At 68.6% G+C, this 14,188-nt stretch carries 11 protein-coding genes and 1 riboswitch; of the genes, 3 read left to right on the forward strand and 8 right to left on the reverse strand.

Annotated features, from left to right (window positions below):
• Positions 1-152 precede the first annotated feature (152 nt).
• From JW613_RS28340 to JW613_RS28350, 3 genes are read right to left on the reverse strand one after another with little or no spacing between them, the layout of a single operon-like run.
• Positions 153-1,985 (reverse strand): DEAD/DEAH box helicase, encoded by a 1,833-nt coding sequence (locus JW613_RS28340; protein WP_209213730.1) that lies wholly within the window; start codon positions 1,983-1,985, stop codon positions 153-155.
• Positions 1,982-3,412: a ParB/RepB/Spo0J family partition protein gene (locus JW613_RS28345; RefSeq protein ID WP_209213731.1), complete on the reverse strand. Its 1,431-nt coding sequence runs from the start codon at positions 3,410-3,412 to the stop codon at positions 1,982-1,984. Before JW613_RS28345 ends, JW613_RS28340 begins: the two co-directional genes overlap by 4 nt.
• A 5-nt stretch (positions 3,413-3,417) precedes the next feature.
• Positions 3,418-4,122, reverse strand: a complete 705-nt coding sequence (locus tag JW613_RS28350; protein WP_209213732.1) for a KpnI family restriction enzyme N-terminal domain-containing protein — start codon at positions 4,120-4,122, stop codon at positions 3,418-3,420.
• A 429-nt stretch (positions 4,123-4,551) separates the two neighbouring features.
• On the opposite strand from JW613_RS28350, the gene JW613_RS28355 reads away from it, so the two are divergent.
• Both JW613_RS28355 and JW613_RS28360 read left to right on the forward strand, forming a co-directional pair.
• Positions 4,552-5,241 carry a hypothetical protein gene (locus JW613_RS28355; protein ID WP_209213733.1) on the forward strand — a complete coding sequence of 230 codons (690 nt, stop codon included), beginning with the start codon at positions 4,552-4,554 and terminating at the stop codon, positions 5,239-5,241.
• 238 nt (positions 5,242-5,479) lie between these two features.
• Positions 5,480-5,950, forward strand: a complete 471-nt coding sequence (locus tag JW613_RS28360) for a PPOX class F420-dependent oxidoreductase (protein ID WP_209213734.1) — start codon at positions 5,480-5,482, stop codon at positions 5,948-5,950.
• Positions 5,951-6,001: 51 nt separating this feature from the next.
• Here JW613_RS28360 and JW613_RS28365 read toward each other — a convergent pair whose 3' ends face one another.
• The 5 genes from JW613_RS28365 to JW613_RS36035 form a co-directional block, all read right to left on the reverse strand.
• Positions 6,002-6,949, reverse strand: coding sequence for an aldo/keto reductase (locus JW613_RS28365; protein WP_209213797.1), 948 nt, complete (start codon positions 6,947-6,949; stop codon positions 6,002-6,004).
• A gap of 169 nt (positions 6,950-7,118) precedes the next feature.
• Positions 7,119-8,408: a M23 family metallopeptidase gene (locus tag JW613_RS28370; RefSeq protein WP_209213735.1), complete on the reverse strand. Its 1,290-nt coding sequence runs from the start codon at positions 8,406-8,408 to the stop codon at positions 7,119-7,121.
• A 12-nt stretch (positions 8,409-8,420) separates the two neighbouring features.
• Positions 8,421-8,594, reverse strand: a riboswitch (cyclic di-AMP (ydaO/yuaA leader).
• A 149-nt stretch (positions 8,595-8,743) separates the two neighbouring features.
• A complete protein-coding gene (locus JW613_RS28375; protein WP_209213736.1) occupies positions 8,744-10,069 on the reverse strand; it encodes a PP2C family protein-serine/threonine phosphatase in 1,326 nt (441 codons plus the stop codon).
• Between the two features lie 170 nt (positions 10,070-10,239).
• Positions 10,240-11,157: a DUF4232 domain-containing protein gene (locus JW613_RS28380; protein WP_209213737.1), complete on the reverse strand. Its 918-nt coding sequence runs from the start codon at positions 11,155-11,157 to the stop codon at positions 10,240-10,242.
• Between the two features lie 242 nt (positions 11,158-11,399).
• Positions 11,400-13,373, reverse strand: a complete 1,974-nt coding sequence (locus JW613_RS36035) for a serine/threonine-protein kinase (protein WP_245226432.1) — start codon at positions 13,371-13,373, stop codon at positions 11,400-11,402.
• An 18-nt stretch (positions 13,374-13,391) separates the two neighbouring features.
• Between JW613_RS36035 and JW613_RS28390 the strand changes: the two genes are divergently transcribed.
• Positions 13,392-14,087, forward strand: a complete 696-nt coding sequence (locus JW613_RS28390; protein WP_209213738.1) for an RNA polymerase sigma factor — start codon at positions 13,392-13,394, stop codon at positions 14,085-14,087.
• The last annotated feature ends 101 nt before the right edge of the window (positions 14,088-14,188 follow it).

Raw genomic sequence — 14,188 nt, forward strand, 5'->3', positions numbered from 1 at the left:
CAGAATTCTCTGTCACTACTAGGAGCTGGCAACACACCATGTGCCCGTCTCTGCTGCCGGAAGTCCCGCAGCACGCCAGGGTTCCGTCACCTCTGGACACTGTCTGTGCTGGCCAGGCCACACATCCGCCTGGCCGCTGCGGGCCGGACCCGCTACGCCTTCCCGATATGCTTGAGCACCGCTCGCACATCGGCGATATCCAGACCTCCCACCCCCGCAGGCGCGTCCTGGAGGTCCGCAAGCTGCTGAACCTCCGGATCGTCCAGAACCTTTGACATGAACTCCAGCTTGTCCCTCAGCCGGGTCTCAACGACCTCGTCGATGGTGTCACGGGCGGCCAGCACTGTGATCCGCGTCTCCACATCGTCAGCCAGTCCCAGTCTGTGGATACGGTCGAGACTCTGCAGGTAGCGGCCGGCCATGAAGTCCCGGTCTACGTAGACTGCGTCGTGGCAGACCTGATGGAGACTGATTCCTTCGCCGAGTGTGGCTGGGTTCGACACAAGCACCATGCAATCGGGGTCTTCCCTGAACCGACGGATCTCCTCCTCCCGGTTGGGAGTACCGCCATACACAACTGCTGCCGGGTATCCCTCGCCCTCCAACAGCTTCGCCAACGAGGTAAGGCTGCGCACGAAAGTGGTCCAGATGAGAGTCTTACGGCCACGGGCGACGTTTTCCGCCACGAGACCCACGGCCGCACGGTACTTGGGGGGCAGCTCGTAGTCAGGCAAGTCCTGCAGCAACTGGTACAGGGACCCGTTCTCGGGGACGTCCAGAGGAGGCAGCCTGTACTCAACCGGCTCATGCTTAGTGCTTCCCTCAAGCAGCAGCGCCGGATTGGTGGCGGCCATCAGCATGCGGAGAGCTGACTTACCCAATGCCGCGAAGTCATCCGATGACGCTTCCGCCCGCGCCGAGAGATCCCCCACCAAGGCACGGTAGATCTCATCGTGAAGCGGAGGCAGGTCCACTCGCTCGATGTGAGCCGTAACTGGCGGTAGCCCGAGTTCCTGCTTGGTCGTCCGGGTGAAGAGCGGCCTGAGAACGGCGCTCGCGTGGGCCAGGTCCCCGCCGGCCACAGCTTGAGTCACCACCCGCTGCCCGTGCCCTGGCCAGACAAAGCCCAGAAGGTTCTCAAGGTCCTTGGCTCCGTTCGGAGCCGGCGTACCTGTCAGGATGAGCCGCCGCTTCGCAAGAGGCCCGAGTGCCATACACGCCGCCCCGTAAGTGCCCTTGGCTCCGAGTTTCATCCGGTGTGCCTCATCGAGGATGAGCACGGACGGCTCTTCGCGTAGCCACGCCGCGAGGTAGGCGAGATTACGGTCCAAGCGCTCGTAATTCGCGATCAGCACTTCTGCATGGGGGTCCTCACCACTGTCAAGCTTGCAGTAGCGCAGGCCAGGAGAGAAACACGTCCCAGTTTCATAGATCCATGACTCATACGCAGACTTGGGACTGATGACGAGCAGCCTCTTAGCCGCGCCCTCCGTCCGCACCACGGCGTAGAGTCCCAGAGCGGCTCTGGTCTTTCCCGCTCCAGGGACACTGAAATTGGCCCCGTGCCGGAGAGCAAGCAACTTGCTGATATCCCGTCGCTGAAACTCAGTCAGCGGCGCAGACCAGTCAGAACCGAGACGGATATCGAGTTCTTCCCGGGTGAGGAGGCCCGTGTCAGTGTCAGCAGAACTGAGCTGCTTCTCAGCAGTTTCGGCGTCCTGCAGACTGGACACGACCAGGGCACTCAGATCTGAGTCCCACTGCACCTCTTCGGGGGCGGGCCAGCTCGCCAGAACATTGATCCCCGACAGAAGGTCTTCAAGGTCCACGAGGGCCGAGGTGGGACCCAACTGCCGACCGGTACGGAATCGGGCGGTTAGCTGGACAAGGTCAGAGCGATACTGTTCCGGAACCCGAAGCTCCGCCTTAGTCCGGCTCACATCGAAGCCAAGCTGGAGTGAGAACTCTTCTGCCGGAACGCTCACTCGTGGTCCTCCCTGAGGGCTGCGGCCTTCAGCAGCCAGGAGACACCAGCCCCGGGGCTGTCATTGCCCCTGCCAGCCTGAGTGGCTAGCTGCTGGAAAACAGCACGGAATTGCAGCACGGCCTCATCGAAATCCTCTTCGTCAAAGACTCGTGCACCCTTGGCCTTCACAATCTCTCCGATACACAGCTCAAGGGAAGCCGTCGCTTCCTTGAGCCGCTCGGGAGCCAGTTGCTTCCGTTTGCGGAGGCGCGCCACCCGGCCGGCGGAGGTCAGCGCCTCGTCAAAGGCCTTCCTGGACTCTTCTCGTACGTTCAGCGCTTCGCGCTTCGCACCCTCATCCACGTGACGGGCGCTGAGCCGCGCCCTGGCCTGCCGGATTTGCCTGGTGATGCTCCGGGCTTTCTCGACCCGTGGCGACACCGCCGGCATGGAAACATCGAGGCCAGGGATAGCAACTTTGGCCCCCGGCGAGTCAGCAACGGTGGGTACCAAGTGTTCAGGCAGCTCTTTGGCGAGATGGTCGTCGAAAAACCCCTCGTCGATGAAGCGCACGTCCGTCTTGGCGAAGTCGAGCAGTATGGCAGACGTTCGGTACTCCTTCAGCACTTCCGCGCCATCGGGGTTAGTCTTCGCCAAGTTCATGTAGTCCCGGTGCAGCTCCTTCAGTCGCTCCTGCATACCTTCGAAGACGACGAGGGGGAGGGCCACCCCTTCTGACTCGCTGCGCGCGATCTGATCCCTGATGTGCTGAAGGACCCATACGTGCTGATCCACGGTCTTCGTGGTGCAGCGAAACTCCTTGGCAATCGCCTCGCGGGAGAGGCCGAGTTTGATCCGTTCGTCGATAGCCAGAAGCCTGTTGATGTACGAGTACTCTCGGCGGCTATCGTTCCGAAGCTGTAGAGAAAGCTCCACAGCGGTGATGTCATCCCAAGTGAAGGAGGCTGGCAGGACGCCTACCCGCATTGTCGTGATGCCAAGTTCTCGCAGAGCCGCAGCGCGCGTGTTGCCGTTGACCAGAATGCCGTGGTGCGTAACGAGCCCGGGCTCATTCTGCCCGTACTCGCGGAGGTCTTCCTTCAATTTGTCAAAGTCGGGGTCCCGCTTTCCGGGGTCCGTCGGCGTAGCCTTCAGCAAGGACCCGAGGTAGTCCTGGCTTTCTGTCCGCCAGGGCTCGGTTTCAAGTGTCCGCTGCCGAGCCCTGTCGTGGCTGCACTGAGCACGAATGCGATGGGTTGCCGGGTTGTAGAGGAGTTCGTCCAGCGGCAAGTCAATCACATCGACGTGCAGCGACTTACCATTCCAGTCGACAGTTACTGTCTCCCGCGTTCCCCCCGCCTTTCTGGTCTCATCCAGACGCAACTTCAAGAGATGCTCGAACCGCTCCTTACGCGGAGGAAGCGGGTACTCGGGTGCCGTGCTCATCCGTCTCAGCCTTCCTGTGCTGCGTCATCGTTCACTGCGGCGGCCACCGCCGCACGCGACTCCTCAGGAAGCGTCCGGTAGAGCCCCCACAGCCGCTCAAGTGCGCTGAGGGCACGCCGGTCCGCCTTGATCCACCGCGCCAGCGCATCCTTCTCGATGCTCGACAGGGTCTTGATTTCCCCTAGCAGCGCCTGAATATCCTCCGCCCTCGAACGGCCACCGATACGGCACCTGTTGCACTCCGTGACCAACTGCGTCGTCAAGGTGCCGTCTGCCAGCCTGACCTGGCGGCGGGCAATGTCCAACTGCGAACGGGCGCCCCCATCACCGTATTCCTCGCCGGCGCCGATACCGCAGGACCGGCAGAGGTAGTTGTCCTCCCGCATCGTCTTCGCCCGCTGCGTTGCCGTGATGCTGGCCTTTGACTTGGTTGCCGCCTTCCCCTGTCCGGGGATCCAGACCTCGGCACCCCTCTTCACATAACGCTGTTCATCCAGCTTCAGAGTGGGGTCCTCGCGCCGAGTGTCGATCTGCCATCCCCTGTCGCGCAGGTCGCGGATCCGCCGGTCGATCTGCGACACGTCCGAGAACGCGTTACGCAGCTCCGTCTTGGTGAAGATGCCGCCCTCACCTACCTCTGCCTCCAGCCACAGAGCCGCCCTGATCATGCTGCCGTATTTATTTGAGTCACGCCAATCCGGAAGAGACATGGAGGCTCCAATCGCTCGTGGAAGGCAGGGCTCGGCAAGGGTATGGAATGACGGCACCCTGTTGGGCCCGCAGCCCTGCGGGACCAGACCCATCAATACCTGAGCTGGCGCCTGAAAGTCCAGTGGTATCCGCAAAATATCCGGTCTTTCCAGTTGCCAGGGCATGTTTCCAATTCCACAACGCAAGCCGGTGTTTCCAGTTAACTGGAAACACTTCTCGCGACGGCAGACATCTGGAATTCCGGCTCACCGTCTGATAAATGTTGGTGTTCAGTCGTTTTCCACAGGGGGACTACGCGGCAATCATCTGTCATTTCGTTTGGCGGGCTCTAGGTCACACCGTCACCACACGTGTGGCCCCGCTGCCCTACGCGTCTGACTAGTGGGAGTCCCAGCCGTCTCGTCTCCACCGGCAGGGGAGGCACCACCATGCCAAGAAAGAATCAGCGCTGTCCGATTGATGACACAGCCACCGACGAGGTCCGGGCGCACGTCTGCCAGCTCCGGACACTGGTCGACGCTACTCAGCTTTCAGACAAGGAGTTTGCCCATGAGATGGGTTGCAGCCCCGGCTACCTCTCCAAGCTGCTGTCCGGCTCACAGATAGTCGGCGATCGCACAGTGGAGCTGCACGAGGTGGCGTGCCGCCTCATCGGCCACACACCCGTCAGTCGGCGGGAACTGCTGACGTTGCACTACCAAGCAGCTCTCAGCGCACCGGAACGCTGCCTCAAGGAGCACAAGCGGGCGAGGAAACACCTGCCGGTCCCCCCTCCGAGGGGGGACCGGCAGGTGCGCGCTTCGAGCACTCGCACAGAAGTCTTCCTTGCCGACCTGCTTAAGCAGGAAGGATGCCGTCCACTCCAAACACTGGACGTCCTCCACGCCGGTGCCGACGTACTCGGCCCCCCCGAGGCCGCAAACATTGTGGCCAGCCTGCAGCACCAGGGAAAGCGAGCGCTGGCGGACGACTTCGCCCGGATCTATGGGCGGGAGCAGGACAAGCTGAGCGTGATCCATGCGGCCCGGGACCTCCTGGACCCCTACGACCTGCCCAGCGCTGCCTCCAGATTGCTCACCGCCGCAATGCCCCCTGGCCACGCCGGCAACGCCACGTGAGGACTCCGGCAGCAGATACAACATCCACAGCGGGACCGGAGTCGCGCAGCGCTCATGGCCCAATGCCCGGAGAACAGCGTCAGTGGCCGCTCCGATCGGGGCGAGACGCCGACTGGAGGGAGCCTCTTGTGGGGTGGCTCCTCTTTGTCTTTGTGGTCGTGTTGATGGGCGGATTGGAGTGGGACGTGGAACATGGGGCTGGACAGTGTCCGGAGGTTGAGAGCTTCAGGAGGCTCACATGGCCAGCACCACCGATACTGAAGGTGACGGCTCCCAGCAGCGGGTCGAGGGTGTGTTGCTCGGGCTGTTGACGGAGTACGACCGCGGGGTGCTCGCCACGCTGCGGCGGGACGGCAGGCCGCAGCTCTCGAACGTCAACCACACCTATGACCCGGACAGGCGGCTGCTGCGCGTCTCCGTCACGGCGAACCGCGCCAAGGCGCGGAATCTGGCGCGGGATCCGCGGGCCAGTTACCACGTGACGTCCAGCGACGGGTGGGCGTGGACGGTGGTGGACGGGACGGCGGAGCTGACGCCCGTCGCGCGGGATCCGCACGATGCGACCGTCGAGGAGCTGATCGAGGTCTTCCGCGCGATCCAGGGCGAGCACCCGGACTGGGACGAGTACCGGGCCGCCATGGTGGCGGACCAGCGGCAGGTGGTGCGGCTCGGCGTCGAGCGGGTGTACGGGCAGCCGCGGCGGGGCTGAGCCGGCGCCCAGTCCCGCCCGGCTCCCTCCCTGGCCCGAGGCCGGGGAGGGTTACGCCGACGCGTCCGTGAGCAGGCGCAGTTCGTCGTTGGTGAGCCGCAGATCGGCCAGGGCCATCAGCGCGGGCAACTGTTCGACCGTGCGGGCGCTGGCGATGGGGGCCGTGACGGTCGGCTGGGCGGCGAGCCAGGCCAGGGCGACGGTGGCCTCGGAGACCTGGTGGGCGTTGGCCACGGTGGTCAGCGCGGCGAGGACGCGCTGCCCGCGCTCGGTGGCGAGGAGTTGGGCGGCGTTGCCGGCGCGCGCCCCCTCGGGCGCCGCCTCACCCGGACGGTACTTGCCGGTGAGGAAGCCGGACGCCAGCGCGTAGTACGGCAGTACGGCGAGGGATTCGCGCCGGGCGAGCTCTTCCAGCTCTCCCTCGTAGGTGTCGCGCGAGACCAGGTTGTAGTGCGGCTGGAGCGCCACGTACCGGGCGACGCCCTCCCGGTCGCTGAACGCCAGCGACTCGTCGAGGCGGGACGGCGAGATGTTGGAGGCCGCGATCTCGCGGACCTTGCCCTCCCTGACCAGGTCGTCGAGAGCGCCGATGATGTCGGAGACCGGCACCGACTCGTCGTCGAAGTGCGTGTAGTACAGATCGATGCGGTCGGTCCGCAACCGGCGCAGCGAGTCCTCGCAGGCGGCCTTGATGGTGGCCGGGGCGAGCCCCGTGTGGTCGGGGTGGCGAGCGACCTTGGTGGCGATGACGACACCGTCCCGTACGGACGGGCCGCGTGCGGCGAGCCACTCGCCGATGACCGCCTCGGACTCGCCCCCCTGGTTGCCCTCCACCCAGGCCGAGTACACGTCGGCCGTGTCGATGGTGTTGCCGCCGCCGTCGGTGTAGGCGTCCAGCACCGCGAACGACGTGGGGGTGTCGGCCGTCCAGCCGAAGACGTTGCCGCCGAGCACCAGCGGCGAGACGGACAGCTGACCGATCTTGTTGTCGGCATTCATCTGCATGCCGCGACCGTAACGCGGGGGCGGACGGTGACACAGACCGCGCACCGGACCGCCCCCGGCGGCCCTTCGGCCCTCAGCCCATCAGCCCATCGGGTCGACGGGCCGACGGGCCGCAGGCGACATCGGCACTCGGGCGGCATCGGTCATCGGCGCCCGCACCGCCTCAGACGTTGACGCCCTTGTCGCGGAGCCACGACAGCGGGTCCACCGGGTCGCCGCCACCGGGCCGCACCTCGACGTGCAGATGCGGGCCCGAGGAGTTTCCGGTGGAGCCGACGCGGCCGATGACATCGCCCGTGCCGACCTTGTCGCCCGCCGACTTGGTCATGGACGACAGGTGGCAGAACCATAGTTCGGTCCCGTCCTCCAGCTTCAGCACGATGCGGTAGCCGTACGAACCGGCCCAGCCCGCCTCCTTGATCGTGCCGCTGTGGACGGCCTTGACGGGGGTGCCGTTGGGCGCGGCGAAGTCCTGGCCGGTGTGGTCGTTCTGCCACATGCCGCCTGCCTGCCCGAACCCGGCGGTGAGCTGGTACGAGGCCAGCGGCGCCGTGTAGCTGCGGGCGAGCTCGGCGCGGCGCCGGGCCTCCGCCTTGCGCTGCTGCTCGGCAGCCCGTTCGGCGGCCTCCCGCTTCTTCTCGGCCGCTGCCTCCCGCGCGCGTTCGGCCTCGGCCTTTTCCTCGGCTTCCTCGGCGTCCGCCCGCTTCGCGGCTTCCGCCGCCGCCTCGCTCGCCGCCTGCCGTGCGGCCTCCTCCCGGGCCTCCTCGTCGGCGGCGGCACGGTGCTGTTCGGCCTGGGCGAGGATGCGGGCCCGCAGCACCTCGCCGGCGTCGGTCCTGCCCGCCGCCTTGTCCTCGGCGGAGAGCCCGGCCTGGGTGAGGGGACCGACGGACCCGTCCCCGGTACCGTCCGATCCCGTGGCGCCGTCCGCTTCGTCGTCGGCGACCAGGGCGCCGATGCCGGGCAGGTCCTCGGCGTCGGGCAGCTGGTCGGGAAGGTCGCGGACGGCGTCGGCCGCCGTGTCCAGGTCCGGCACGGATATCGTCCCGGGGTCCTTGTCCTGCGCGGTGGCCATACCACCGGCACCCACCGCCGCGATCATTCCGACCCCGAGTACGGCACCGCCGCGCGCCATGCCTCCGGCGCGCTGCTTGGCGACCCGGTGCCGACCGCGCAGGGACCGGGTGGACTCCTCGGTGGGGTTCCACTCGTCCCACGGCTCGCCCTCCGGCGGCGCCTCGGACGGTACGTGGGGACCGGCGGACCGGGCGGGGGCGGCGGACCGGGCGGGGGCGGCCGGCTGCGCGGCTGCGGAGCCGTACGGGGTGGAGCCGTAGGGGGTGGAGGGGGTCGAGGGGCCGTAGTTGGTGGGGGTGCCGGCGCGGTCGAGGTGCGGGTCGTACGCGACGACCTCGGGGGCCTGGCCGGCGAAGCCCTGCGTTCTGGAGGCCACGGGGGCGCTCTCCTTTCCTTCCTTCTCGCCTACCGGGTTAGCTGACGGGTTCGGAGCAGGAAGGTCTCCTACGGGCGTCCTCACGCAAGGGCGTCCGATTCACCCCATCCTCCTCGTCCGGCTGACGAGAAGGGGTGGTTCCCCGGTTCCCACGGTGCTGTCCAGGCAGTTGGGCGCTGCTGGTGCCCCGTATGCGGGATTCGGCGACGGCGCACGGTGCCGTCTTCCGTGACGACAGTGACGACCGTGCTGCGTTATCGGACGTTAATAGAACAGTGGCTGTGATTCCAAGCTGTTCCCGGTAATTGGTGGTGGCCGCCCGGTCCGCCGACGTTCTACGGGGTCGAGGAGTCGTGGGCGACGGCGAGCAGTGCCAAGTCGTCCACCGAACGGCCGCCCGTGTGGGCCGCGACGTCGATGAGCACCGTCTCCAGCAACTCCTCGGGATGGTCGAAGTAGCTGTTGGACAGCCGTTCGATCGGGTCGTAGAAGTCGCCGTCGGAGTCGCGGGCCTCGGACAGGCCATCGGTGTAGAGGAGCAGCTGGGCACCCCGGGGAAAGGGAAACTCGTCGATGTGCTCCGGCCACGACCCCAGATCGGACATCCCGAGCGGGAGCGCCGGAACCGTCGGCTCCAGCGGGGACGCGTTGCCCCGGTGCAGCAGAAGCGGTGCGGGGTGACCCCGGTTGACGAGGCGCAGCACGGAGCCCTCGCCGCGCGCGGGGCCGCCACCAGCTGTACTGCCGGAGGCGGCCGGAGCTGTACTGCCGGAGGCGGCCGGAGCTGTACTGCCGGAGGCGGCCGGAGCTGTACTGCCGGAGGCGGCCGGAGCTGTACTGCCGGAGGCGGCCGGAGCTGTACTGCCGGAGGCGGCCGGAGCTGTGCTGCCGGAGGCGGCCGGACTGCCGGACGGGGCCGAGATCTCCACCAGCACGGCTGTGCTGAAGCCCTCCAGCCCTGCCGTGCCGGGCTGGCGCCGCCCCTCCCGCCTAAGGGCCCGGTCGAGCCGGGCGGCCACGTCGGAAAGCGTCTCCTCCTGCTCGGCGGCCTCACGGAACACCCCCACGAGGAGGACGACGGCGGCCACCGAGTCGAGTCCTTTGCCCCGTACGTCACCGAGCAGCAGCCGTACGCCGTACGGGGTCTCCTCGGCCGCGTAGAAGTCCCCGCCGACCCGGGTCTCGGCCTGCGCCGCACGGTAGCGGGTGGCCACCACCAGGTCGCCGACATGGGAAGGCGGAGCGGGCAGCACGGCGAGCTGGACCGCCTCGGCCACGCCGCGCGCCGAAGCCAGTCGGCTGCCGCTGCGTCGCAGCACGTAGTTGACACCCACCGCGAGGGCGGAGACGGTCAGATTGGTGACGGACCTGGCCTCGGCCTCGACAGTGCTGCCCGTGTCGTGGAAGAAGGCGAACAGAATGGTGGCGCTGGAGGCGAGGACACTCGTCAGGACGGTGCCCCAGAGGGAGAGGACGGCCGCGGCAGCCAACGGGGCTGCGGCGAAGGGGGCCGAGATGGCCACATCCCTGGGTGTCGCCAGTTCCAGCACGATGCCCAGGGCGAACAGCGCGGCGGGAAGCTGCCGCGCCAAGCGCCACAGCCGTCCGCCGCTGTCGTCGTACCCGGTCGCCGTCTCCGTCCCGGCCTCCCTCTGCCGCACGCTCCCAATCTCGCCCGAGAGCGGGCTCCCGGCCAGTCGGGAGCGCTGGAAGTGGGTACGGGCCGGCTCCGTACCACGCGGCAGGCCCGACCACCTGCCGACGTAGGCCACTCAGGAACCGGGCGGGGGAAGGGACCGGAAGGGGGGAGGGGGCGGGCTGGAGAGGGAGGTTAGTCGCCGGTGCCGGGGGCCAGCGGGCCGATCTTGGGTACGGACGCCTTGCCGGTGTTCGTGACCGGTCCGCCGGACCAGGGCACCCGCAACGAGGCCCGCTCGTCGGGCGGGGTGATCTTCGCGGCGCTCGGCGTGACGGTGGTGACGTTCGTCATCTCGGGATTGGTGTACGAGAGCGAAGCCCATGCGCTCTTGCCGGGCGACAGCTTGACGGTCCGTACCTGGCCGCCCGTCCGGTTCGGGTCGAAGGAGACCTGCTCGCCGCTGCTGTTGACGAACGCGAGCCCCGGGTATCCGCGTACGGTGCACGTGCTGTCGGACCGGTTCGTCAGGATGACGGCGAAATTCTTCTGTCCGGCACCCGGATGGTTCCGCCCGAAGGAGGCCTTCAGATCCGAGGTGTGGCACCGGGACCCGGAGGCGGACCCCGAGCCGCTCCGGCCGGACGAGGAGGAGGCCGAGGAGGACGAGTCGTCGCCGCCCGAACCGGATCCGCCCGACCCGTCCGAGTCGCTGCCCTCCGAACCGCCCGCGGCTCCGTCCTCGCCGCTGCCGGCCTCACTGCCGCTCGTGCCGTCACCGCCCTTGGAGGCGCCGTCGGAGTCCTCGCCGCCCGCGGGCGTGGCCTCGCCGCTGACCTTGTGCGGGTCGGGTTCCGAGTCGTTGCTGCAGCCGACCACCAGGGCGCCCGCCGCCAGCACCGCCGTCGCGGCGGCGGCGACACGAGCCACCCGGCGCCGCCGCCGGAACGGGGCGTATCGCGCGCCGGGCGGCGAGGTCTGCGGAGTCGACGAAGCCGACGAGGTTGGCGAGGCCGACGAGGCCGGCGCAGCCGACGCGTTCGGCGAGATCCGTGGGAGCTGCGGGGTCGAGGAGAGCTGCGGGGTCGTCGTCGGGTCCTGGCGCTTCGTCATGGCTGCCGTCACTCCCTGGTCGTCGCGTCTCGCGGTCGTCCAACTGCCCGGCGGCATCACACGCTTGCCGGCTCTCGTACCCAGCGTGTCCCCGGGCCTTCGCGCCGTACACCGCGTTAGATGACCGGCTTGGCGGGAAAGTTCACGGCCGCCGCGACCTTTTTTCACAAGCCCCCGATGTGGGGGACACAGCGCTGGGACAGGTGAGTCGGAAGTCGCTCGACGAGACGGGTGGGAGCGAGCTAAGAGACGTCGACACGCAGGCTGTTCAGCACCTGGTCCGTTCTGGCCGAGCAGTCCTCGTCGCACCGGATCTGTACGTACACCGGCGGTTTTCCCTTCTGCCGAGAGGTCAGGCCGATCTCTTTCAGCGAGTGTCCGGGGGAACCGCAGGCCGACCACGTACGAACGTGCCCCTGCCAGTCCCCGCCCTTGAACTCGCTGCTCCCCGCGTACTGGCAGCCTCGGTGGTCGAGTTCGGCCACCTTGGCGGGCAACGTCTCCGACGCACTACTGTCTGCACTATCCGCGTTGTCGGCATTGCCCGCGTTGTTACCGCTGTCCTGGGCGCTCGCGCCGCTCTTGTCCTCGTCCTCGGGGGAGGAACCGAGCCCGACGAAAACCCCGTTCGTGGCCGAGGTGAGGTCCTGCCAGCGGCTCACATCCTGCGCGACGAGCAGCCCGGGAGCGTCCTTCACAGGCAGGCCCAGCGAGGACGGGTGCCAGCCCGAGTCGGCCGTCTCCTTCGCCCACTCCCCCGGAATCCGCACGCTGATCCGACCGCTGGCGTCGTTCACCCGTACCTGCGACGGCTTCCGCGAACCGTCGGGCGCCAGTACCGCGCTGGCCACCCCCACGCCCGTCAGCACGACGACGACGGTCCCCATGGCCACGGCACGCCACCTGCGGCGACGGCGCGGCGACCCCTCGTCCGCGGCAGCGGTCCGGAACCGGTCACCCTCGGGCGGCTTCCACTGCGACTGCGACTGCGACTGCGGCTCCCGCTCCGGCTCCGGCGCGCTCACGGCGGGAGGCACGTCCCGCGCCACGGACGCGTCCGTCGTCGGCGCCTCCCTCGCGGCGGACCTCGGCGCCTCCGACGAAGGCCCGGAGGACGCCTCGGAGGAGGTTGCGGAGGACGCCTCGGAGGCGGCGCCGCCCGGCGCGGGGGACGGCGACTCCGTCGCGACCGCGGGCGGCTGTCCGGCTCCCTCGGACGCGGGGCGTACGGCCAGGGAGGAGAGCGGGGCGGCCGCGGACGTGCGGCGGTCGGCGCCGATGGACGATCCCGCGCCGCTGCCGTCACGTCCGTCCGGGTCCGGGTCCGCGGCAGCCGGGGCCGGACCTGCGTCCTGGCTCCGGCCCGGCGTCCCGGGCTCCGGGTCGTCCCCGGTCCGCTCCGCTCCGGCCGCAGCCCGCTCCAACTCGTGTGCGATACGGTCCAGCTCGTTCGCGAAGGCGGCGGCGGTGGGCCAGCGGCGCTCGCGGTCGGGCTCCATCGCCCGCGCGACCGCCTCCGTCACCGCCCAGGGCAGTCCGGGTCGCAGTTCGTCCAGCGGCATCACCCGGTCCGGCGTTCCCGGGGTCGCGCCGGTCACCAGGTGGTAGAGCACGGCGCCCAGGCTGTAGATGTCCGCACGGGCGTCGATGCCCTCGAAGGGTTCGGCCTGCTCGGGTGCCATGTATCCGACCGAGCCGGCGACCACGGTGAGCCCCGAGGCGTGCGCGAGGTTCTTGGCCAGGCCCAGATCCGCGACCAGCACCCGCTCGCGCCCCTGGGGTCCCCCGCTGGTCAGCAGCACATTGGACGGCTTGATGTCGCGGTGCACCACCCCCGCCTCGTGCAGGGCCTCGGCGCCACGGGCCGCCTCGGCGGTCAGCCGTACCGCCTCGTCCACCGGCAGCGGTCCGGCCGCCATGCGGTCGGCGACCGTTCCCCGGTCCGCGTACTCCATGACGAAGTACGGCTTCTCGCCGTCCAGCTCCCCCACGTCGAAGACCTGGACGACACCGCCCGACGACGCCTTGCGCAGCAGCCGCGCCTCGGCGAGGAAGCGCTCCCGGATGTCCATGCGGTGGGCCCAGTTGTCGGCCATCACCTTGACCGCGACGGGCGCCTCCAGCCGGTCGTCGTGTGCGAGCCACACGACTGCGAAGGCGCCGGAGCCGAGACGACGGTCGACCCGGTAGCGGCCGATCTGATCAGGTGAAGGCATGCCCCTTATGATGCCTGGATGTGCCCACCGTCCTCTCCCCGCGCCGTGAACCAGCCATCCGGACGGCCTGAGCCAGTGGGTTCCGGCGGTCCGTCGACGCCCGATGGTCCGTCGGCGGCCGGCGGCGGTCCGCCGACGGCCGGTGAACCGCCCGCGCCCAACGACACCGAAGCCCTCGCCGCCCGTGCGGCGACCGGCGACAGCGCGGCACTGGACGCCCTGCTGCGCGCCATCCGCCCCGACGTGGTGCGGCACTGCGGCCGGTTCCTGCTCTTCCGGGAGGACGCCGAGGAAGCCGCCCAGGACGTCCTGTTGCAGGTGTCCCGGCACATCGAGCGCTTCCAAGGTCGCAGCCGTTTCAGCACCTGGCTGCACACGATCGTTGCAAACTGTTCACGCCAGAAGTACCGCGAGCTCAAGCGCCGCGCGGTCGAGCAGCCCGCGCTCCCCCACCAGACGGGGGCGCCGGAGCACCGCCCGGATCCGCGTACGACGAGTGTGATCGCCGGTTCCCGCGTGGATCTCCTCGAAGCGCTGGAGCGGCTGGAGCAGGAGAGTCCGCATCTGGTGGCGCCGCTGGTCTACCGCGATCTGTGCCAGATGGACTACGCCGAGATCGTCGACCGGCTCGGCATCCCGCTGGGCACCGTCAAGTCCCGGCTGCACCACGCCCGTCGCCAGATCCGGCCGTGGCTCACCTCGCAGGAGCTGTGACCCTTCCGGGGCCTCCCGCCCGGCGGGCTGTCACCTTTGGGGCCGTTGTCCCGTTCTCATGAGGACAGCGCGACTCCCACGAGTCCCATAAGCCCCCACGA

Origin of the sequence: Streptomyces smyrnaeus (assembly GCF_017676345.1) — a bacterium.
Classification (GTDB): Bacteria; Actinomycetota; Actinomycetes; order Streptomycetales; family Streptomycetaceae; genus Streptomyces; species Streptomyces smyrnaeus.